17 protein-coding genes and 3 pseudogenes are annotated in these 21,585 nt (G+C 71.7%); 15 read left to right on the forward strand and 5 right to left on the reverse strand.

What is annotated here, in order from left to right:
• Positions 1 to 61 precede the first annotated feature (61 nt).
• The 6 genes from V2W30_RS29455 (at position 62) to V2W30_RS29480 (ending at position 4,869) form a co-directional block, all read left to right on the forward strand.
• Positions 62 to 910, forward strand: a complete 849-nt coding sequence (locus V2W30_RS29455; protein WP_338703809.1) for a helix-turn-helix domain-containing protein — start codon at positions 62 to 64, stop codon at positions 908 to 910.
• 73 nt (positions 911 to 983) lie between these two features.
• Entirely contained in the window at positions 984 to 2,453 is a 1,470-nt protein-coding gene (gene rimO / locus V2W30_RS29460; RefSeq protein ID WP_338701208.1) for a 30S ribosomal protein S12 methylthiotransferase RimO, read from the forward strand.
• Positions 2,450 to 3,151, forward strand: coding sequence for a CDP-diacylglycerol--glycerol-3-phosphate 3-phosphatidyltransferase (pgsA, locus tag V2W30_RS29465; protein ID WP_338701209.1), 702 nt, complete (start codon positions 2,450 to 2,452; stop codon positions 3,149 to 3,151). The genes rimO and pgsA overlap by 4 nt, the downstream gene beginning before the upstream one ends.
• Complete coding sequence (locus V2W30_RS29470) at positions 3,148 to 3,717, forward strand: nicotinamide-nucleotide amidohydrolase family protein (protein ID WP_338701210.1); 570 nt, start codon at positions 3,148 to 3,150, stop codon at positions 3,715 to 3,717. Before pgsA ends, V2W30_RS29470 begins: the two co-directional genes overlap by 4 nt.
• 109 nt (positions 3,718 to 3,826) lie before the next feature.
• Positions 3,827 to 4,207, forward strand: a complete 381-nt coding sequence (locus V2W30_RS29475; protein ID WP_338701211.1) for a helix-turn-helix domain-containing protein — start codon at positions 3,827 to 3,829, stop codon at positions 4,205 to 4,207.
• 188 nt (positions 4,208 to 4,395) lie between these two features.
• Positions 4,396 to 4,869 (forward strand): DNA starvation/stationary phase protection protein, encoded by a 474-nt coding sequence (locus tag V2W30_RS29480; RefSeq protein ID WP_338701212.1) that lies wholly within the window; start codon positions 4,396 to 4,398, stop codon positions 4,867 to 4,869.
• Positions 4,870 to 5,293: 424 nt separating this feature from the next.
• Here V2W30_RS29480 and V2W30_RS29490 read toward each other — a convergent pair whose 3' ends face one another.
• From V2W30_RS29490 to V2W30_RS29500, 3 genes and pseudogenes are all read right to left on the reverse strand, one after another.
• Complete coding sequence (locus V2W30_RS29490) at positions 5,294 to 6,070, reverse strand: SDR family NAD(P)-dependent oxidoreductase (protein WP_338701213.1); 777 nt, start codon at positions 6,068 to 6,070, stop codon at positions 5,294 to 5,296.
• A gap of 57 nt (positions 6,071 to 6,127) precedes the next feature.
• Positions 6,128 to 6,934: an Fpg/Nei family DNA glycosylase gene (locus V2W30_RS29495; RefSeq protein WP_338701214.1), complete on the reverse strand. Its 807-nt coding sequence runs from the start codon at positions 6,932 to 6,934 to the stop codon at positions 6,128 to 6,130.
• 47 nt (positions 6,935 to 6,981) lie between these two features.
• Positions 6,982 to 11,722 (reverse strand): annotated as a pseudogene (locus V2W30_RS29500) (ATP-dependent helicase).
• A 79-nt stretch (positions 11,723 to 11,801) separates the two neighbouring features.
• Here V2W30_RS29500 and V2W30_RS41675 point away from each other — a divergent pair.
• The 5 genes and pseudogenes from V2W30_RS41675 to V2W30_RS29520 form a co-directional block, all read left to right on the forward strand.
• Positions 11,802 to 12,179, forward strand: a pseudogene (locus tag V2W30_RS41675) (AraC family ligand binding domain-containing protein); the annotation flags it as partial.
• A 155-nt stretch (positions 12,180 to 12,334) separates the two neighbouring features.
• Positions 12,335 to 12,550 (forward strand): annotated as a pseudogene (locus V2W30_RS41680) (helix-turn-helix transcriptional regulator); the annotation flags it as partial.
• A gap of 113 nt (positions 12,551 to 12,663) precedes the next feature.
• Entirely contained in the window at positions 12,664 to 13,497 is an 834-nt protein-coding gene (locus V2W30_RS29510) for an AzlC family ABC transporter permease (protein ID WP_425244611.1), read from the forward strand.
• On the forward strand, positions 13,494 to 13,802 hold the full coding sequence (locus V2W30_RS29515) for an AzlD domain-containing protein (RefSeq protein ID WP_338701216.1): 309 nt from the start codon (positions 13,494 to 13,496) through the stop codon (positions 13,800 to 13,802). The genes V2W30_RS29510 and V2W30_RS29515 overlap by 4 nt, the downstream gene beginning before the upstream one ends.
• 161 nt (positions 13,803 to 13,963) lie before the next feature.
• Positions 13,964 to 15,142 (forward strand): helix-turn-helix domain-containing protein, encoded by a 1,179-nt coding sequence (locus tag V2W30_RS29520; RefSeq protein ID WP_338701218.1) that lies wholly within the window; start codon positions 13,964 to 13,966, stop codon positions 15,140 to 15,142.
• Between the two features lie 137 nt (positions 15,143 to 15,279).
• Here the strand turns inward: V2W30_RS29520 and V2W30_RS29525 are convergent, their stop codons facing one another.
• Positions 15,280 to 16,230, reverse strand: a complete 951-nt coding sequence (locus V2W30_RS29525; protein ID WP_338701220.1) for a hypothetical protein — start codon at positions 16,228 to 16,230, stop codon at positions 15,280 to 15,282.
• 79 nt (positions 16,231 to 16,309) lie between these two features.
• Here V2W30_RS29525 and V2W30_RS29530 point away from each other — a divergent pair, with 79 nt between their 5' ends.
• Together V2W30_RS29530 and V2W30_RS29535 are read left to right on the forward strand one after the other, a co-directional pair.
• Positions 16,310 to 16,504: a DUF3046 domain-containing protein gene (locus tag V2W30_RS29530; RefSeq protein WP_338701222.1), complete on the forward strand. Its 195-nt coding sequence runs from the start codon at positions 16,310 to 16,312 to the stop codon at positions 16,502 to 16,504.
• Between the two features lie 59 nt (positions 16,505 to 16,563).
• A complete protein-coding gene (locus V2W30_RS29535; RefSeq protein WP_338701224.1) occupies positions 16,564 to 17,805 on the forward strand; it encodes an AI-2E family transporter in 1,242 nt (413 codons plus the stop codon).
• Positions 17,806 to 17,856: 51 nt separating this feature from the next.
• Here V2W30_RS29535 and V2W30_RS29540 read toward each other — a convergent pair whose 3' ends face one another.
• Complete coding sequence (locus tag V2W30_RS29540) at positions 17,857 to 18,642, reverse strand: hypothetical protein (RefSeq protein WP_338701226.1); 786 nt, start codon at positions 18,640 to 18,642, stop codon at positions 17,857 to 17,859.
• 743 nt (positions 18,643 to 19,385) lie between these two features.
• On the opposite strand from V2W30_RS29540, the gene recA reads away from it, so the two are divergent.
• Both recA and recX read left to right on the forward strand, forming a co-directional pair.
• Positions 19,386 to 20,507, forward strand: a complete 1,122-nt coding sequence (recA, locus tag V2W30_RS29550; protein WP_338701229.1) for a recombinase RecA — start codon at positions 19,386 to 19,388, stop codon at positions 20,505 to 20,507.
• Positions 20,508 to 20,510: 3 nt separating this feature from the next.
• Entirely contained in the window at positions 20,511 to 21,296 is a 786-nt protein-coding gene (recX, locus tag V2W30_RS29555; protein ID WP_338701231.1) for a recombination regulator RecX, read from the forward strand.
• Positions 21,297 to 21,585: the final 289 nt, after the last annotated feature.

The following is a 21,585-nucleotide window of genomic DNA, read 5'->3' on the forward strand; positions in this document are numbered from 1 at the left end:
CTTTCGTACCCCCCCTAGACTGAACCTCCAGCAGGTGGCTACACGCTCGAAAGGCGCCCCCGTGTCCATCGGCAACTCCCCTGAAGACGACCGCCCTTCGGAAGACCGGATCCCTCCCGCGGACGACCGGCCCTCGATCGGCCGTGCCCTTCAGCAGGCACGGATCGACGCGGGTCTGACCGTCGACGAGGTCAGCCAGTCCACGCGCGTGCGCATTCCGATCGTGCACGCCGTCGAACAGGACGACTTCTCGCGCTGCGGCGGCGATGTGTACGCCCGCGGCCACATCCGCACCCTCGCGCGTGCCGTCGGGATCGATCCCGAACCCCTGCTCGAACAGTTCGGCGCCGAACACGGCAGCCGGCCCGCTCCGACACCGGCCACACCGCTGTTCGAGGCCGAGCGCATCCGGTCCGAGCCGCGCCGGCCCAACTGGACGGCCGCCATGGTCGCCGCGATCGTCGCGGTCATCGCCTTCGTGGGCTACACCGCGGTCAACGGCGGAGACGACGACGGCGACAAGCAGCAGGCCGCCGAGGGCTCCACGCCCGCCACCAGCAAGCCCGCGAACCCGAAGCCGAGTCCCTCCAAGAAGCCCGCGGACCCGAAGCCGGACCCGTCCGACAGCGCGATCGCCGCCGCTCCCCGGGACAAGGTCACCGTGAAGATCAGCGCGCCGGACGGGCGCAGCTGGATCTCCGCGAAGGACCACAACGGGCGCATCATGTTCGACGGGCTGCTCGAAAAGGGCCAGTCGAAGACCTTCCAGGACAGTCAGAAGATCGATCTCGTGCTCGGTGACGCCGGTGCCATCCAGCTGTTCGTGAACGGCAAGGAGATCGAGGACGAGTTCCAGGCCGGCCAGGTCGAGCGCCTCACGTACACCAAGGGTGACCCCGAAGTCGGCTGACGGACGCCCTCGGCGATCTTGCTGACACCCCTCGCGGCGAGGGGTGTCAGTGGAACGAAGTAGTCTTGATTCCATGCCCGAACGCCGTACCGTCGCACTTGTCACCCTTGGCTGCGCCCGTAACGAGGTGGACTCGGAGGAGCTCGCAGGCCGCTTGGAGGCGGACGGCTGGGAGCTCGTCGAGGACGCCGAGGCCGCCGATGTCGCCGTCGTGAACACCTGTGGCTTCGTCGAAGCCGCCAAGAAGGACTCCGTCGACGCCCTCCTCGAAGCCAATGACCTCAAGGGGCATGGCAGAACCCAGGCCGTCGTGGCCGTGGGCTGCATGGCCGAGCGCTACGGCAAGGAGCTCGCCGAGGCGCTGCCCGAGGCCGACGGCGTGCTCGGGTTCGACGACTACGAGGACATCTCCGGCCGCCTCCAGACCATCCTCGCGGGTGGCAGCGTGGAGGCGCACGCCCCGCGCGACCGCCGCAAGCTGCTGCCGATCAGCCCCGCCGAGCGCCAGGACGCCGGTGCCGGCGTCGCCCTGCCCGGGCACGCTCCGGTGGACCTGCCCGACGGGCTCGCGCCCGCTTCCGGACCGCGCGCGCCGCTGCGCCGCCGGCTCGACGGGGCGCCCGTGGCCTCCGTGAAGCTGGCCTCCGGCTGCGACCGGCGCTGTTCCTTCTGCGCCATCCCGTCGTTCCGCGGCTCCTTCATCTCGCGACGACCCAGCGACGTGCTGAACGAGACGCGCTGGCTCGCCGAGCAGGGTGTCAAGGAGGTCATGCTGGTCTCCGAGAACAACACCTCGTACGGCAAGGACCTGGGTGACATCCGTCTCCTGGAGTCGCTGCTGCCCGAGCTGGCCGGTGTCGACGGGATCGAGCGGGTGCGCGTCAGCTACCTGCAACCTGCCGAGATGCGACCGGGACTGATCGATGTCCTGACGGGAACCGACAAGGTCGTGCCGTACTTCGACCTTTCCTTCCAGCACTCGGCGGCGGGCGTGCTGCGTTCGATGCGCCGCTTCGGTGACACCGACCGCTTCCTGGAGCTGCTCGACACCATTCGGACCAAGGCCCCGCAGGCCGGTGTCCGCTCGAACTTCATCGTGGGCTTCCCCGGCGAGTCCGAGAGCGACCTCGCCGAGCTGGAGCGGTTCCTGAACGGGGCGCGGCTCGACGCCATCGGTGTGTTCGGCTACTCCGACGAGGACGGCACGGAAGCCGCCACGTACGAGAACAAGCTCGACGAGGACGTCGTCGCGCAGCGCCTCGCCCACATCTCGCGCCTCGCCGAGCAGCTGGTGTCGCAGCGCGCCGAGGACCGCCTCGGTGAGACCGTCGAGGTGCTCGTCGAGTCCGTGGACGAGTCCGAGGACGGCGAGGGCGTGGTCGGCCGCGCCGCGCACCAGGCGCCCGAGACGGACGGACAGGTGCGGCTCACGGGCGGCACGGGTCTGACGGTCGGCCGTATGGTCGAGGCAAAGGTGGTTGGCACCGAGGGCGTGGACCTCGTGGCCGAGCCGCTCGACTGTACTGAGGAGGCGGCCAGATGACCGGAGTGCCGGCATCCGCCACGGGCGGGACCGGTAGGCCTGCGCCCGGCGGCAAGCTGAGCGCTGCGGCCGTCGACCAGGCCAGCCTGTGGAACATCGCCAACATCCTGACCATGGTGCGGCTGCTGCTGGTGCCGGGGTTCGTGATGCTGATGCTCGCCGACGGCGGGTACGACCCGGTGTGGCGGGCGTGGGCGTGGGCGGCGTTCGCCGTCGCCATGATCACGGACGTCTTCGACGGGCATCTGGCCCGTACGTACAACCTGGTCACCGACTTCGGGAAGATCGCCGACCCCATCGCCGACAAGGCGATCATGGGCGCGGCGCTGATCTGTCTCTCGTATCTCGGAGACCTGCCGTGGTGGGTGACGGGCGTCATTCTCGGGCGTGAGCTCGGGATCACGCTGCTGCGGTTCGTCGTGATCCGGTACGGGGTCATCCCGGCCAGCCGCGGCGGCAAGATGAAGACGCTGGCGCAGGGCACGGCGGTCGGCATGTATGTGCTGGCGCTGACCGGGCCGCTCGCCACCTTCCGGTTCTGGATGATGGCGGTCGCCGTGGTGCTGACCGTGGTCACCGGGCTCGACTACGTGCGGCAGGCGATCGTGCTGCGCCGCGCGGGCCTCGCGGAGGCCGCCGAGGCCGCGGCCGTGTCGAAGGCGTCCGCGGCGTCGACCTCGGAGGCGGCCGAGAAGTGACGGACGGGGCTGCCGAGGCGTTGCGGCTGTTGACGGAGCGAGGGCAGACCCTCGCCGTCGCCGAGTCGCTCACCGGCGGTCTCGTGGCCGCCGAGCTGGTGGCCGTACCGGGAGCCTCGAAGGCTTTCCGCGGTTCCGTGACGGCGTACGCGACCGAACTGAAGCACCAGGTGCTCGGTGTCGACGCCGAGCTGCTCGCCGCGCACGGTCCGGTGCATCCCGAGGTCGCGTTGCAGATGGCGGCGGGTGTGCGGGCGGCGCTCGGCGCGGACTGGGGGATCGCCACCACCGGTGTGGCCGGCCCCGAGCCGCAGGACGGGCAGCCGGTGGGCACCGTTTTCGTGGCCGTCGTGGGGCCCGGAGCGGATCGCGCCGGGAGTACCCGGAATTTCGCTGGTAGCCGCAAAGTGACCGCGCTGCGGTTGAACGGCGACCGTACGGAAATCCGTATGAAGAGTGCACGGAGCGTGCTCGGGCTGCTCACGGAAGAGCTGGTCGGAGGGCATTCCGGCGAACGTACTGAGAATGCGCGGGCACAGGATACGGAACAGAACGGGGGGTTTTGATGTTTGCAGCCCTGAGTGAACACGACATCGCTCCCCGCACGGCCGCGGCACGAGGCGGTACGGTGGGGCGTGAAGGATGCGGCTACGCGGTCCGAGGAGGGAGCCACCGATGATTCTGCTCCGTCGCCTGCTGGGTGACGTGCTGCGTCGGCAGCGCCAGCGCCAGGGCCGTACTCTGCGCGAAGTCTCCTCGTCCGCCCGAGTCTCGCTCGGCTATCTCTCCGAGGTGGAGCGGGGGCAGAAGGAGGCTTCCTCCGAGCTGCTCTCCGCGATCTGCGACGCGCTTGACGTACGGATGTCCGAGCTGATGCGTGAGGTGAGCGACGAGCTCAGCCTCGCCGAGCTGGCCGAGTCGGCAGCAGCGGTCCCGTCGGAGCCGGTGCCCGCACCGGTACGTCCGATGCTCAATTCGGTCTCCGTGACCGGCGTACCGCCGGAACGGGTGACGATCAAGGCGCCTGCGGAGGCGGTCGACGTCGTAGCGGCGTAGCGCCTGCGCTCAGCGTGTATGGGGAGAAGGCCCCGGCCGGGGTGACCGGCCGGGGCCTTCTGCTGTGCGCTTCGGGCCTTAAGTCCATGCCGTTTGCCTCTGTGTGTCCGTAATAGTGCATGTGTGCCATCTTTGTTGGTGGTTCGTTAGTAGTGGTTCGTTGAGTCGCTGTGCAACGGAGGAGACGGATGTACGCCGTGAAGAGCCCGCTGTCCGAAGCTGATCTGAAGACCGTGTCCGAGGCGCTGCAAGGCGCCCTGGTGGACCTGGTGGATCTCTCGCTGGTGGCGAAGCAGGTCCACTGGAACGTGGTCGGCCCCCGGTTCAGGTCGGTGCATCTTCAGCTCGACGAGGTCGTGGACACCGCGCGCCTGCACTCCGACACCGTGGCCGAGCGCGCCTCGACGCTGGGCGTCCCGCCGGACGGGCGGGCCGGGACGGTGGCGGCCACGAGCGGCATCGGCGCCGTGGCAGAAGGCTGGATCAAGGACACCGACGCCGTGGGCACCCTGGTGCAGGCGCTCGGCGCGGTGATCACCCGGATGAGGGAACGGATCGACGCGACCGGTGAGGCGGATCCGGTGAGCCAGGACATCTTCATCGGGGTTACGGCGGACCTCGAGAAGCACCACTGGATGTTCCAGGCGGAGGATCGAGGCTGAGCGTCGCTGTCGTAGGGCGTCGGGGGCGTGTCGCGTGATCGCGGCGCGCCCCCTTCGCGCCCTGGCGAGGGCCGGGCGGTGCGCTTAGCGTCAAAGAGGTGGGGCTGGTCGGGCGGAGGTGAGCGGTCGGTGGCAGGGCGGTCGGTGGTGCGCTGGATACCGATGCTGCGCTGGATACCGGCCGTGGCGCTCGGGGTGCTGTGGTGGTGGGGGATGCTGCGTCTCGCGTTCGCGTCGGACGCCGGGGCCTTCGAGGGGGCGGTCGCTGTCGGGGGATGGGGGCTCAGCCTGTTGCCGGTGCACGCGCTGCCGAAGTCGCGGGCCGCGGGGGTGGCCGGGGCGCCGGGGCATCACGGGGCCCGCAGGGTGCGGGTACGGGCCGTGCGAGCGGGGCGGCAGGCGGGGGCGGGGTTGTGGGGGCGGATCACCAGGGCATGGCGACGCCGCCGTTCGGGCGGAGGATCTGGCCCGTCGTGAACGCGGCGGCGTCCGAGGCGAGGTGCAGCACCGCGTGCGCGATGTCGTCGGGTGCGCCGACACGGCCCAGGGGTGACATGCGCACCATCAGGGCCTCCGTGTGGGCCTGGATGCTCTCGTCGTGTCGGGTCGTCATCGGCGTACGGATCCAGCCGGGCGCGACCGCGTTGACGCGGATGCCGTGCGGGCCCACTTCCGTGGCGAGCGTCTTGGTGAGCTGGACGACGGCGGCTTTGGCCGCGCCGTAGCAGAGCAGGCCCGGGCCGCCGGTGTCGACGGCGCCCGAGGCCATGGTGACGATGCTGCCCCGCGTGCCTGCCGCGATCATGGCGCGGGCCGCCTCCTGGCAGGCGTAGAGCACTCCCTTGAAGTTGATGGCGAGGACGCGGTCGAGGTCTTCGTCGGGGGTCTCCAGGGCCGGGCTGCTGTGCATGACTCCGGCGATCGCCGCCATGATGTCGAGCCCGCCGGAGGTCTCGACGGCGGTGGCCACGGCCTCGGCGACCTGGTCGTGGTCGCTCACGTCGAGGGTGTGGGTGTGGGCGGTGCCGCCGGCTTCCTTGATGAGGGCCGCCGTCTCGTGCAGGCCCTGTGCGTCGCGGTCGGCGCAGTGCACGGTGGCTCCCGCCTCGGCGAGCAGGGCGGCGGTGGAGCGGCCGATACCGCTCGCGGCGCCGGTGACGAAGGAGGTGCGTCCGGTGAGGTCGTACGCCTTGACGGGCATGAGGGGACCGTACGAGCTTTTCTGACGGGTCGTCAATTGTCGTGCGTGGGTTGCTCGTCAGCGGGTGGGGGCCGCGCCCTGCTGACAGGTCGGGCACCAGTAGGTGGGGCGCTCGCGAGTGCCGTCACCTTGGTCGGCCACGCGGATCGGGGTGCGGCAGCGCAGACAGGGGCGGGGAGCGCGGCCGTAGACGTAGAGGCGCTCGTCGGGGCGGGGGCGGCCCGTGGTGACGCGGGTCGGCCGGTCGCGGTTGGCTTCGAGGAGCTTCTTCGCGAGGAGCGGGAGACGGTCGGCGGTCTCGGCCGGCAACTCGCCGACGGGGAGCCAGGGAGTGACGCGGAGCAGGAAGCACAGCTCGGATTTGTAGACGTTGCCGATACCGGCCAGGTTGCGCTGGTCGAGGAGGGCTTCGCCGAGGGAGCGGGCCGGATCCTTGCGGAGGTTGCGCAGGGCCGTGTCGGGGTCCCAGTCGGGGCCGAGCAGGTCGGGGCCGAGGTGGCCGACGGCCTTGGACTCCTCCGCGGTGCGCAGCAGTTCGAGCACCGGTAGGCGGTAGCCGACCGCTGCGTGGGCGTCGTTGGCGAGGATCGCGCGGATCTGGTGGGTGGGGCCGCCGCGCCAGCGCTCGCCGGGCGCGTAGATCTTCCAGGAGCCGTCCATCCGCAGGTGCGAGTGGAGCGTGAGGCCGCCCTCGATCCGGGTCATCAGGTGCTTGCCGCGCGAGATGACGTCCAGGACCGTGCGACCCGTGAGGTCCGCCGTGGCGAACCGCGGGACCCGCAGGTCGGAGCGGATGAGCACCTGACCCGCGAGGGCGGTGTGCAGCCGCTTCGCGGCCTGGAGGACGGTGTCTCCTTCGGGCATGGGTCCAGGGTAGGCACGGCGGCCCCGCTTCGGCCGTGCGCGGCTCGCTACGCGCGCAGGCGCAGGCCGCGCGGTGTCGCGTGGAAGCCGGCTCCTTCCAGGAGAGGTGCGTACGGGGAGGAGAGCGCGGCCTCGGCATTGATCCGCTCGACCGTGATCGTGCCGAGGACGCCGGAGCGGGCCGCGTCGGCGAGGACCTGGGCGGCGGCGGGCAGACGGGGGTCCTGCGCCAGCTGGGCGGCGGTCAGGGTCGCGGGAGCCGTGGTGGTGTCGGCGCCCTCCGGCGCGGGCCAGGCCAGGAGCGTCTTGCCGCCGCGCTCCATGTAGAGCGTCAGCTCGCCGTCGACCAGGACCACGAGGGAGCCCGCTTTACGGCCCGGTTTGTGACTCACGCCGGCGGGGGTTCGGGCCAGGGCAGGGCCGCCCCGTACGCGCTCGCAGGGTCGGCGGCGGCCAGGATGAGGGCGCGGGGCGCGGCGGTCTTCGGGGCGGGGGCGTCCGGGGGTGCGTACGGGTCGGGAGGGTCGCACCGCGCTCCCGCGCGTTCGCCGCCGCGCGCAGGCGGTCCACCGCGCCGTCCATCGCGAACTGGGCCGCGCCGAGCCCTTCCACCACATAGCCGCGGCGGGCCTGGCCGCTCTCCTCGAAGACGGACAGGATCCGGTACGTGGCCGAGAAGCCGCCCTCGACGCCTTCCGCGGCGACCGCACCGCGGGTCACCACGCCGTGCCGGTCGAGGAGGGTGCGGGCCAGGGCGTGGGCGCGGACCGTCGGATCGGGCTCCAGGGCGGGCAGCAGGGACCAGCGGCCCGCGACCGTGGGCGGGCCGGTGCGTGAGGTGGGCCGGGCGGCCCCGGTCAGGCTTCCGTAGCGGCCGCGGGGGACCGCGCGGCGGGCCCGGTGGGCGGTGGAGCCCGCGGTGCGGCCCGAGCCGAGGAGGGCGCGCATCGGGGCCATCGTGTCGTTCGTCAGGCGACCCGACCAGGCCAGCTCCCACAGGGCGTCGGCCAGGTGCGGATCGGTGACCTCCGGATGCGTCGTGGCACGGATCTGGTCGGCGATCTGCCGGAAGAACAGTCCGTAGCCGCCGGAGAGGGTGTCGAGGACCGACTGGTGGAGCGCCGTCGGCTCCAAGGGGTGCGGGGGCGGCAGGAGGAGCGGAGCGCTGTCGGCAAGGTACAGGCTGACCCAGCCGTCCTTGCCGGGCAGGGAACCGGCGCCGGCCCACAACACCTCACCGGACGCCGTGAGTTCGTCCAGCATCGCCGGGGCGTAGCCGGAGACGCGGGAGGGCAGGACGAGCTTCTCCAGGGCGGAGGCGGGGACCGAGGCGCCTTGCAACTGCTCGACGGCGCGGACCAGGCCGTCGATACCGCGCAGGCCGTGGCCGCCCAGGTGCTGCCACTGGGGCAGGAACTGAGCCAGGGCGGCGGGCGGTACCGGTTCGAGCTCGTGGCGCAGCGCCGCCAGCGAGCGGCGGCGCAGCCGGCGCAGGACCGTGGCGTCGCACCACTCCTGGCCGATGCCCGCCGGGTGGAACTCGCCCTGTACGACACGGCCGCTCGCGGCGAGGCGCTGCAGGGCGCCCTCGGTGACCGCGGCGCCGAGGCCGAAGCGGGACGCCGCCTGCGTCGAGGTGAACGGGCCGTGGGTGCGGGCATAGCGGGCCAGGAGGTCGCCGAGGGGATCCTTGACCGGCTCCGTGAAGGCTTCCGGGACGCCCACGGGGAGGGCTGTGCCCAGGGCGTCGCGCAGCCGGCCCGCGTCCTCGATCGCCGCCCAGTGGTCGGCGCCCGCGATACGGACCCGGATGGCGCGCCGGGCCGCGGCCAGGTCCTCGGCCCAGCCGGGTTCCGCGCCGCGCTCGGTCAACTCCGCGTCCGTGAGCGGGCCGAGGAGGCGCAGCAGGTCGGCGACGCCTTCGACGTCCTTGATGCGGCGGTCCTCCGTGCGCCACTGGAGCTCCTGCTCCAGCTCGGCCAGGACGTCCGCGTCCAGGAGCTCGCGCAGCTCGGCCTGGCCGAGGAGTTCCGCCAGGAGGCGGGCGTCCAGGGACAGCGCCGCCGCGCGGCGCTCGGCGAGCGGGGAGTCGCCCTCGTAGAGGAACTGCGCGACATAGCCGAACAGGAGGGAACGGGCGAAGGGGGACGCCTCGGGGGTGGTGACCTCGACGAGACGGACCTTGCGGGACTCGATGTCGCCCATGAGCTCCGCGAGGCCCGGTACGTCGAAGACGTCCTGGAGACACTCCCGCACGGCCTCCAGGACGATCGGGAAGGAGCCGAACTCGCTCGCCACCTGGAGGAGTTGGGACGCGCGCTGGCGCTGCTGCCACAGTGGGGTGCGCTTGCCCGGGTTGCGCTTCGGGAGCAGCAGCGCGCGGGCCGCGCACTCGCGGAAGCGGGAGGCGAACAGGGCCGAGCCGCCCACCTGCTCGGTGACGATCTGGTCCACGTCACCCTTGTCGAAGGCGACGTCGGCCGCGCCGATGGGGGCCTGCTCGGCGTCGTACTCCATGCCCGGCTTGGAAGGCTCCTGGTCGAGGAGGTCCAGGCCCATCAGATCGGCGTCGGGCAGGCGCAGCACGATGCCGTCGTCGGCGTGCATGACCTGGGCGTCCATGCCGTACTTCTCGCTCAGGCGGGCTCCGAGGGCGAGCGCCCAGGGGGCGTGCACCTGTGCGCCGAAGGGGGAGTGGACGACGACGCGCCAGTCGCCCAGCTCGTCACGGAACCGCTCGACGACGATCGTGCGGTCGTCCGGGATGTGGCCGCAGGCCTCACGCTGCTCGGCCAGATACGACAGCACGTTCTCCACGGCCCAGGTGTCGAGGCCCGCCGTGGCGAGACGCACGCGCGCGTCGTCGGGCTTCGCGGAGCCGACCTCGCGCAGGAACGCGCCCACCGCACGCCCCAGTTCGAGCGGGCGGCCCAGCTGGTCGCCCTTCCAGAACGGCAGCCGGCCGGGGACTCCGGGGGCGGGCGAGACGAGGACGCGGTCGCGGGTGATGTCCTCGATGCGCCAGGAGCTGGTGCCGAGGGTGAACACGTCCCCGACGCGGGACTCGTAGACCATCTCCTCGTCGAGCTCTCCGACGCGGCCGCCGCCCTTCTTGGGGTCGGATCCCGCGAGGAACACCCCGAAGAGGCCGCGGTCGGGGATGGTGCCGCCCGATGTGACGGCGAGGCGCTGCGCTCCGGGGCGGCCCGTGACGGTGCCGGCCACGCGGTCCCACACGACGCGCGGCCGCAGCTCCGCGAAGGCGTCGGACGGATAGCGGCCCGCGAGCATGTCGAGGACGCCCGTGAACGCCGACTCCGGGAGCGAGGCGAAGGGGGCGGCGCGGCGGACCAGCGCCAGGAGGTCGTCCACCTGCCAGGTGTCGAGCGCGGTGATCGCCACCAGCTGCTGGGCCAGGACGTCCAGCGGGTTGGCCGGGACCCTGAGGGACTCGATGGAGCCGGACCGCATGCGCTCGGTCACGACCGCCGACTGCACCAGGTCACCCCGGTACTTGGGGAACACGACGCCCGTGGACACCGCGCCCACTTGGTGGCCCGCACGCCCGACGCGCTGAAGCCCGGAGGCCACCGAAGGCGGCGACTCGACCTGGACGACGAGATCGACCGCTCCCATGTCGATGCCGAGCTCAAGACTGGACGTGGCCACGACGGCGGGCAGCCGGCCCGCCTTCAGGTCCTCCTCCACCAGGGCGCGCTGCTCCTTGGAGACCGAGCCGTGGTGGGCGCGCGCGATGACCGTGGGCGCGCCGGTCGCCGCGCCGGAGCCGCCCATCAGCTCGGCCGGTGAGTGGTCCTCGGGCAGGGCCTCGCCGGTGGCCCGCTCGTACGCGATCTCGTTCAGCCTGTTGCACAACCGCTCCGCCAGGCGGCGCGAGTTGGCGAAGACGATCGTCGAGCGGTGGGCCTCGATGAGGTCCGTGATGCGCTCCTCCACGGAGGGCCAGATCGAGGGGCGCTCGGCAGCCTGTCCTGAGTCGGCGACCGGGGAGCCGCCCAGCTCACCGAGGTCCTCGACCGGGACGACCACCGACAGGTCGAACTCCTTGCCGGACGGCGGCTGGACGATCTCCACCTTGCGCTGCGGCGACAGATAGCGTGCCACCTCGTCGACCGGGCGGACCGTCGCGGACAGGCCGATACGGCGGGCCGGGCGGGGCAGCAGCTCGTCGAGACGCTCCAGGGAGAGCGCCAGATGGGCGCCGCGCTTGGTGCCGGCCACCGCGTGCACCTCGTCCAGGATGACCGTCTCGATGCCGGTCAGGGCGTCCCGGGTCGCCGACGTCAGCATCAGGAACAGCGACTCGGGCGTCGTGATGAGGATGTCCGGCGGGCGTGTGGCCAGAGCGCGGCGCTCGGCGGGCGGGGTGTCGCCTGAGCGGATGCCGACCTTCACCTCAGGCTCGGGCAGGCCCAGCCGCACGGCCTCCTGGCGGATCCCGGTCAGCGGGCTGCGCAGATTGCGCTCCACGTCGACCGCGAGCGCCTTCAGCGGGGAGACGTACAGCACGCGGCAACGCTTCTTGGGGTCGGCCGGGGGCGGCGTCGACGCCAGCTGGTCGAGGGCGGCCAGGAACGCGGCGAGCGTCTTGCCCGAGCCGGTCGGGGCGACGACCAGCACGTCGGACCCCGCGCCGATGGCCTGCCACGCCCCGGCCTGCGCGGACGTGGGCGCGGGGAACGCCCCCGTGAACCAGCCGCGGGTCGCGGGGGAGAAGCCGCCGAGGGCGTCGTGGGCGCTGTGGGCCCCTGGGGTGGACCTGACCATGCCCCCATCCTGCACCCCACCACTGACAACCGCCGTGACCTGGGCAAACGGACGATCCGGCGTACCGCAGAATGGGGGTATGGCGGGCGACGGCGAATGGGCGCGGCACTGGCGGTACGAGAGTCTGCCGGGCCTCGACCTGCTGCGCGCCCGGTACCTGCGGCACACGTTCCCGCGTCACAGCCACGACGGGTACGTGTTCGGCGCGGTCACCCGCGGTGTCGAGGAGGTCGGCATGCCCGACGGCACCCTGCACGCGGGGCCCGGCAGTGTCGTCATGATCAACCCCGAGGTGGCGCACACCGCGCGGGCGGGCGGCCCCGACGGCTGGTCGTACTTCACGCTCTACCCGTCGGCCGACGTGGTCGCGGAGATCGCCGCCGAGACCACCACCGTGCGGGGCACGGCCGCCTTCGGCGAGACGATCGTCGCCGATCCGCACGCCTCACGCCTCATCCGCGAGGTGCACCGGGCGGCCGAGCAGGGCAACGCCCTGGCCGCCGACAGCCTCCTGCGGGTCGTCCTCGCCCGGCTGCTGCGCGACCACGGCACGTCCTCGCCCAGCGGCCGCGCCGGTCCGCCGGGGCCCGGGCGGCGGCACGCGCGCGCGAGGTGCTCGGCGAGCGGCTGGTCGATCCACCGTCCCTGGAGGCGCTCGCCGCCGAGCTCGGCTCCAGCCCGTTCGCGCTGCTGCGCGCGTTCCGCGACGCCTACGGGATGCCACCGCACACCTGGCTCACCAACGCGCGCGTGCGGACCGCGCGGCGCCTCCTGGAGGCGGGCACGCCGCCCGCCGACGCCGCCACGGCCGTCGGCTTCACCGACCAACCGCATCTGAACCGGCACTTCACCCGGATCGTCGGCGTGCCACCAGGGGCGTACCAGCGCGAGCGCAAGAACGTACAAGACTCCGGCACCGGCCTTCTCGTACCGTCCGAGACGTGGCAGAACAGACAGCACCCGCAGACATACGAACAACAGAAGGCGCTCCTCCCGAGCACGGAGCAGCGGTGGACAAGACCGATGCCGCCGTCGTGCGGGACGCGCTCGGCGTCGGCATCGCCGTCGGACTCTCCGGGTTCGCCTTCGGAGTGACCTCGGCGGGCAGCGGCCTCACCGTGCTGCAGACCTGTGCGCTCAGCCTTCTTGTCTTCACGGGAGCCTCGCAGTTCGCGCTCGTGGGCGCGCTCGCGGCTGGTGGCAATCCGCTCACGGCGGCCGCGGGAGCGTTCTTCCTGGGGGTGCGCAACGCGTTCTACGGGCTGCGGCTCTCGCAGTTGCTCGCTCTCCCGCGCGCGGTGCGGCCGTTCGCCGCGCACTGGGTCATCGACGAGACCTCCGCCGTCTCGCTCGCGCAGCCGACCCGGCGCAGTGCGCGCATCGGCTTCACGGTGACCGGGCTGTCCCTGTACGTGCTGTGGAACCTCACCACCTTGGTCGGCGCCCTGGGGGCCGAGGCCATCGGTGACACGGACGCCTGGGGGATCGACGCGGCGGGGCCCGCCGTCTTCCTGGCCCTGCTCGCGCCCATGCTGAAGTCCGCCACGGAGCGCATGGTCGCCGGGCTCGCCGTCGTCCTGGGGCTCGGTCTGCTGCCCGTGCTGCCCGCGGGAGTGCCGGTGCTGGTGGCCGCGCTCGCCGCGCCCGCGGTGCTCTACATACAGGGGCGGCGGCAGGCCGACACCTCCATCACCTCTACATCCACGTCCACGTCCACGTCTAAGTCCACGTCTCAGTCCACGTCCACGTCTACGTCGCAAGGAGCGGACCGTTGAACATCTGGATCGCCATCGGCGTCACCGCTGTGGGCTGTTACGCCGTCAAACTCATCGGCCTGCTGGTTCCCGCGGGTGCCCTGGAGCGGCCCGTGGTGCGGCGTCTCGCGGCGCTGTTGCCGGTCGCGCTGCTGGCCGCTCTCACTGCTCAGCAGGCCTTCGCGGACGGGCGCACGCTGGTCCTCGACGCCAAGGCGGCCGGGCTCGCCGCGGCCGCCTTGGCCCTCGTGCTGCGCGCGCCCTTCCTGGTGGTCGTCGCGGTCGCCGTAGTGGTCACCGCGGGAGTGCGGGCGCTCACCGGATGACCTGCTTCGTGTGACGTGACGCCCGGGGGCTTTCGTCCCTCTGCCTCATACATGTCCGAGGCGACCTCCAGGGCGTGGAACGCCACCCCACGTCGCCTCCAGGGCGGCTGGGTAATGTGACGCGTCACAAGGAGGCGCCGGAACCGGACGAGGGAGGAACCGTGTCCCTGTCGCCCGAGGCGCGCTCGCTCGCCGCACGCTGCGAACCGCGCGTCAACGAGCTGGCCCGCCGGATGGCGCGGGAGTCCTTCGAGGAACTGCCCGGGTACGCGGAGCTGCCCGACGACGTCAAGGACCTGGAGATCGCGGCGACCGCCCGGCACGGCGTACGCCTCTTCCTGCGCCGCGTCGGCGACCCGGACCCCGACCGGTCCGGCAACCACCGGGTGTTCCGCGAGCGGGCCGCTCAGCGCGCCGAGGAAGGCATGCCGCTGCACCTGCTGCTGCGGACCCACGCCCTCGGCGTCTACGCGCTCTGGCAGGCGCTGCGCGACGTCGCACGACCCGGCGAGGAGGCCGCCCTCGTCGAGCTTGTCGACATCCTGTTGCAGAGCCATCCGGCCATCGTGGGCGCCGTCGCCGAGACGTATCTGGACGAGCGGTCCGCCCTGGAGGCCGAACAGCGGGCGCAGCAGCGGTCGTTGGTGCGCGGGCTGCTCGACGGGATGGTCCCGCCCGGCCATGTGCTCCTCGACCAGCTCCGCCTCGAAGGGCCCGCGCTCGTCCTGGCGCTCGGCCTGGAGACGCCGCCCGCCGAGGGGCCTGTCGCGGTCCGGCGCCGGCTACGGCGGGTGCAGACCGTACTCGACCACTCCTTCGGCGTGGAGGTCCTGGCGCTCCTGGACGGCGACGGCGGCCGGGTGATCGTGCCCGAGGACTGCGCCCCGCCCGAGGACCTGCCGCGCCGCCTGAGCCGGGCCAGCGGCCTGCGGGTGCGGGTAGCCGCGGTCCCGGCGGCCGGCCCCGAGGACATCACCGACGCGGGCCGCACCGCGACCGAGATCCTGCGCATCGCGCGCGCGTGCGGGGTGCCGCCCGGCCTGCACCGCCTGGACGACGTCCTGCTCGAGTACCACCTCTCGCGCCGGAACGAGAGCAGCCACCGCATCGCCGCGCTGCTCGACCCGGTCGCCGACCGGCCCGAGCTCGTGGAGACGCTGCGGACGCACCTGTCCCACCAGCAGGACCGCAGGGCGACCGCAGCGGCGCTCGGGCTGCACCCGAACACCGTCGACAACCGGCTCGCGAAGATCGCCGACCAGACCGGCATCGATCTGTCGTCACCGCGCGGCACGGCGCTCGCCCTCGCGGCGCTCTTGCTGCGCGACGCCGAGAGCTGACCCACGCACGTGCGAGGTGCCTGATGCGGGCCGGACCGGCTCATGAGACCTGGTCCTTGAGGGCCGACCTTGAGGAGCTGATCTTTGAGGGTCGGCCTTCGGAAGCTGACTTCTGTAGGCGGGCGGCATCGCCTCCTCTACAGAGGACGCCCGTACGCGCGCAGGGTGCGCAGTGCCTCGATCGTCACCATGGGACGCGCCTCCAGGGCGGTTCCGGGCGCCCACTGCCGCCAGCGGAGCGGCCAGCCGCCGTCCGCCTGTTGTTCGCGCTCCAGATGGTCGAGCGAGCGGGCCATCTCCTCGTCGGTGAACCAGGAGCGCGCCAGCGACTCGGGCGCCTTCGCGTAGTCGTACGGGAAGTGATGCTCGCCCGGGGCGTATCCGGGAGCGACCTGATACTCGTCCCTGTGGTCCGGATCGAGCACCACGAGCCGCTGCTCGCGTACGAGACGGCCGACCCGGTCGGCGGCGGCCCGCGCGCGTGAGCGGTCCGGTACGCCGTCCAGGAAGGCGACCGCGGCCTCCACCTCGTACGGATGCGACGTCTTCAGGGACTCGATGGCGGACCAGCAGAAGTCCGTCGCGCGGAACAGCCAGGCGTGCCACACCTCGTTGCGGTGCAGCAGGCCGACGACGGGGCCGGTGGCGAGCAGGTCGCTCGGTGGGTCGTCCACCACGGGCACGAACGGCGCGCAGGGGTAGCCGCGCTGGCTGGGATGCACCGCCGGAAGCGCGCCTTCCAGGGTCGAGACGGCGGTCAGGTAGCGGCACACGCGCTCCACGCGCTGCCCCGAGCACCGCCCGACGGAGTCCAGGACGCGCAGCGCGTGAGCGGTGGCCAGGGGCTGGCTGACCGGGCCGCGCAGATCGGGTTCGAGAGCGTGCCCGTAGCCGTCGTCCTCGTTGCGATACGCGGCCAGCGCGGTCTCGACGGCGTCGGCCGCCGCGGGCGAACCCTCCAGGAAGTGGTAGGCGAAGCGGCGCTGTTCCAGAACGCGCGCGGTCAGCCAGACGAACGGTTCGGCACGAGAGAGCGGGGAGCGTGCCGAGGACGATGAGGGGAGTGGGGAAGCTCCGGTTTCGGCCATGCACCGACCGTAGGGTGGAAAGCGTTCTCAGCAAGCCTCCCCGGCTCGGCTGCACTCTCAGGGGCGGGATACTGGAGTCATGCGGTTGACGGTCTTCTGGCAGCAGATGGCGGAACATTTCGGTTCCGGGTACGCGGACACCTTCGCGCGCGATCACGTGATGGCGGGTCTGGGAGGGCGCACCGTCCAGGAGGCGCTCGACGCCGGCTGGGAAGCGAAGGACGTCTGGCGTGTGGTGTGCGCCGCCATGGACGTCCCGGCCGAGAAGCGCTGAGCGGGGTGGATGAGCGAGGACGGCCACCGATGGCCGGCGGAGTGGGCGAGACTGGCCCCGTGGCTGCGACAGACGAGAACCTCCAGGTGGCGGTCGACGCCGCTCCGCCCGGTACGACGCCGCCCGAGCGACCGCCGGGCGCGGCGTCCGGCACGCGCGTGGGCATGCCGCGCTGGCTGCCGCGCGCCATGGTGCTGGCCCTGGCACTCATCGCCTGCTTCCAGCTGGGCAATTGGGCCTTCCACCAGCTGACCGGGTTGCTGATCAACATCCTGATCGCGTTCTTCCTGGCGCTCGCCGTGGAGCCCGCGGTGAGCTGGATGGCCGCGCGCCGAGTGCGTCGCGGTCTGGCCACGGCGCTCGTCTTCCTGGCCGTGATGGTCGTGGGCGCCGGTTTCGTGGTGCTGCTCGGATCGATGCTCGCGGGCCAGATCGTGGACATGGTCGAGGACTTTCCGAAGTATCTCGACCAGGTGATCAACTGGATCAACCAGACGTTCCACACGGACCTCAACAGGGTGGAGGTCCAGGACAGTCTGCTGCACTCGGACTGGCTCCAGAAGTACGTGCAGAACAGCGCGACCGGCGTCCTGGACGTGTCGGCGCAGGTGCTCGGCGGCCTCTTCCAGCTCCTGACGATCCTGCTGTTCTCGTTCTACTTCGCCGCCGACGGACCGCGGCTGCGGCGCGCGCTGTGCTCGGTGCTGCCGCCCGCGAAGCAGGCCGAGGTGCTGCGCGCCTGGGAGATCGCCGTCGACAAGACGGGCGGCTATCTGTACTCGCGCGGCCTGATGGCACTGATCTCCGGGATCGCGCACTACATCCTGTTCGCGGCGCTCGATGTGCCGTACGCGCCCGTGCTCGGAGTGTGGGTGGGCCTCGTCTCGCAGTTCATCCCCACCATCGGCACGTATCTGGCGGGCGCTCTGCCGATGCTGATCGCCTTCACCGTGGACCCCTGGTACGCGCTGTGGGTGCTCATCTTCGTAGTCGTCTACCAGCAGTTCGAGAACTATGTGCTGCAACCGAAGCTGACCGCGAAGACCGTGGACATCCACCCGGCGGTCGCCTTCGGGTCGGTCATCGCGGGGACGGCGCTGCTCGGCGCCGTAGGCGCGCTGATCGCGATCCCCGCCGTGGCCACGCTCCAGGCGTTCCTGGGGGCCTACGTGAAGCGCTACGACGTCACGGACGACCCGCGGGTGCACGGGCATCGCCGACGTGGCGGCGCGTCCCTCCTCGCGCGGGCGCGACGGGCGCTGAAGGAGCCGCGGGAAGACTCGGAGACCGATGCTCAGTAGGACTTGGTAGGTCTTAGCAAGCAGGACTTAGCCAGTAGGTCTTAGTACGTCTCAGGTCTCGTAGGTGAGGGCGGCCCAGGTGCCGGTCGCGAGGACCGCGGCCACATAGGCGCTGACGGCCGCATACATGACGCGGTTCTTGGTGAGCTCGCTCCACGACGTACGGGTCATGAGCCAGGCCAGTACCGGCAGGACGAGCACGGCGTGCAGGCTCACGCCGTGCAGTGGCTTCAGGGCGGCCGTCGAGTGATAGGCCGCCTCCTGGTGCCCCGTCCGCGTCAGCGTTACCCCGCGCGCGATCATCGCCGCGCCGGACGCGAGGGCGACCAGGAGGACGGCGAAACCGGCGCGCACGGCGAGAGGCATTCCGGTGGGGCCGTCCGGACGGTTCCTGAAGGCGACGATCGCGAAGACCGTCAGCAGCACCACCAGAACGCCGCCGCCCACCGCGAGCGACATGGAGACGGCGGTGTCGAAGGCGGTCTCCATGTTGAGATGCGACGGAACCCCGCGCCAGGCCTGGAGAGTGATGCCGCCGACCTCCAGGACGCAGTCCGCCGTGAACACGACGAGAAGGACGTTCCTGAGTCGTGCGCCCACCTGTAGGTACGACGTCACCCAGGTGAGGGCGATCAGCGTCAGCCCGAAGGAGAGCCCGAAGGTGACCGGCTTGCGCCAGGAGACGGGGCCGTCCCACGGGCCGCCGTCCACACCGAAGACTCCGAGGTGGAAAGCGCCGGAGGCGATGAGCGCCAAGCCGGTCGCGTAGGCGATGCGCTCGGCCGGGCGGGCTGCGCGCCGCCGGGCGTCGGTTCCAGTGGCCCGCATGATCTCCATGCGGACAAGGCTCGTCGCGTGCGCCCGTCGAGTCGTCGTCCCGCCGAAGACGCTCGCCGTACGCCGCGGGGAGTACGCGGTGACGTGCCCGGGAGAGTCAGGGGCCGCCCCCCCCGGAGACGACCGTCAGGAGCGCTGTCGTCGGCGCATCACGGCGACGGTCGTCCCGATGCCCGATGCCCGATGCCCGATGCCCGATGCCCGATGCCCGATGCCCGATGGCCGAGACCAGCAGCCAGCAGCCTGAGACCGCCCAAGACCAGCGGCAGCAGCCGCAACGAGACGAAGCCGTTGATCCTCGCGTTCTCGGGGGAGCCGGCGCGGAACAGCACCTCGACCCGCTCACCCACACCGTGGGCCGGAGGATTGGATCCAGGAACACGGCGCCGAACGCGATCACCCCGCACGTGATCCACCGGCTGGCGCCCCGCCCGCGAACGCTCCGCCCACGCACCTGAACCCGCACGTCATCCCCCTCGTCGCTCATCGGGAGCGAGGACGTCATCCCGGATGCGACAGGTCGCCGTGTGCCGCGTGGTGCGCTTGACACCAAAATCGAACATCCATTCTTATGGAGTGTCCAGGGGCTCTCTCGCCAGTAATCCCAAGGGATTCGAGAAGAGTGACCGGGCGAGGAGCCTCGAGTTATCCACAGGCCGGACGGGCGTCGAGGCCGATTGTCAGTGGCAGGCGTTAGCGTCTTTGACGTGAAGCGATCGACTCAAGCAAACCGGGTGGAACCCATGGCAGGAACCGACCGCGAGAAGGCGCTCGACGCCGCGCTCGCACAGATTGAACGGCAATTCGGCAAGGGCGCAGTGATGCGCATGGGCGAGCGGCCGAATGAGCCCATCGAGGTCATCCCCACCGGGTCGACCGCGCTCGACGTCGCGCTCGGCGTCGGCGGCATCCCGCGCGGCCGCGTGGTGGAGGTGTACGGCCCGGAGTCCTCCGGCAAGACGACCCTGACCCTGCACGCCGTGGCCAACGCGCAGCGCGCCGGTGGCTCGGTGGCCTTCATCGACGCCGAGCACGCCCTCGACCCCGAGTACGCGAAGAAGCTCGGCGTCGACATCGACAACCTCATCCTGTCGCAGCCGGACAACGGCGAGCAGGCGCTCGAGATCGTCGACATGCTGGTGCGTTCCGGCGCCCTCGACCTCATCGTCATCGACTCCGTGGCGGCCCTGGTGCCGCGCGCGGAGATCGAGGGCGAGATGGGTGACTCGCACGTGGGTCTTCAGGCCCGTCTGATGAGCCAGGCGCTCCGGAAGATCACCAGCGCGCTCAACCAGTCCAAGACCACCGCGATCTTCATCAACCAGCTGCGCGAGAAGATCGGCGTGATGTTCGGCTCGCCGGAGACCACGACCGGTGGCCGCGCGCTGAAGTTCTACGCCTCGGTGCGCATGGACATCCGCCGCATCGAGACCCTGAAGGACGGCACGGACGCGGTCGGCAACCGCACCCGCGTGAAGGTCGTCAAGAACAAGGTCGCGCCGCCCTTCAAGCAGGCCGAGTTCGACATCCTCTACGGCCAGGGCATCTCCCGCGAGGGCGGCCTGATCGACATGGGCGTGGAGCACGGCTTCGTCCGCAAGGCCGGTGCCTGGTACACGTACGAGGGCGACCAGCTCGGCCAGGGCAAGGAGAACGCGCGCAACTTCCTCAAGGACAACCCCGACCTGGCCAATGAGATCGAGAGGAAGATCAAGGAGAAGCTGGGCGTCGGCGTGAAGAAGGCGGAGGAGCCGAGCGTCGAGCCGGCCGTGGACGCGGCAGCCCCCGCGGCCACCGAGGACGCGGCCAAGACGGTGCCCGCGCCCAAGGCCGCCAAGTCCAAGGCCGCGGCGGCGAAGAGCTAGTCCGTGACACGACGAACCGACTGGGCCGAGTACGACGCCGCCCACCTCGCCGTCCCCGCGGACCAGGGGCGCGGGGACGGCGAGGCGTACGACGCTGCCGGGTACGGGGAGGGTGGATACGACAGCGAAGCGGGGGACGGCGCGGCGGACGGGCCGCGCCGGGGTGGACGTGCGCGGAGCGGGGCCGGGCCGCGCGGGCGTCGGCGCCGGAGCGGGTTCGGGGACTCGTCCGGTGCCGAGCAGGACGACGGCCCCCCGGACCCGTCGAGGGCCGGACGGGGGGAGCCGTCCGGGGACCCGGCGGAGCGGGCGCGGAACATCTGTCTGCGCCTGCTCACCGGGACCCCGCGCACGCGCAAGCAGTTGGCCGACGCCCTGCGCAAGCGGGAGATCCCCGACGACGTGGCGGAGGAGGTGCTGTCCCGGTTCGAAGAGGTCGGGCTCATCAACGACAGCGCCTTCGCCGACGCGTGGGTGGAGTCCCGGCACCACGGTCGGGGGCTGGCCCGTCGGGCGCTCGCCCGTGAACTGCGTACCAAGGGTGTCGACTCCGCGGTGATCGACGAAGCCGTCGGGCAGCTCGACACCGAGCGGGAGGAGGAGACCGCGCGTGACCTGGTCGCCCGCAAGCTCCGCTCCACGCGCGGCCTCGACCGCGACAAGCGGCTGCGGCGCCTCGCGGGCATGCTCGCCCGCAAGGGGTACCCGGAGGGCATGGCGTTGCGTGTGGTGCGGCAGGCGCTGGAGGAAGAGGGCGAGGAGACCGAGGACTTGGGGTTCGAGGAGTAGGGGTTCGAGGTGTAGGGGCTCTGCCGGGGTCGGGGCCGGGGTCGGGGCCGCATCCAAGCGGGGCGGCCTTTGTCCAAGGCCCCGGGGGTGTTCAAGGCCCCGGGGGAGACTTTGGAGCCTGTGCCCGCATCCCGCCTCGCGGCGGTGGTCGGCGCAGGCACAGGCTCCTACTGGTGCAGCTTTCCTCTCATCGGGCCCGTTGTTCCGGGAGGCCCGTGGCCTCAGGCCTTGTGACCTCAGGCCGTGTGACCTCAGACCCCGTGGCCCCAGGACACAGCTTTCCGGGCCG

Source organism: Streptomyces sp. Q6 (genome assembly GCF_036967205.1).
GTDB classification, from domain to species: Bacteria; Actinomycetota; Actinomycetes; order Streptomycetales; family Streptomycetaceae; genus Streptomyces; species Streptomyces citrinus.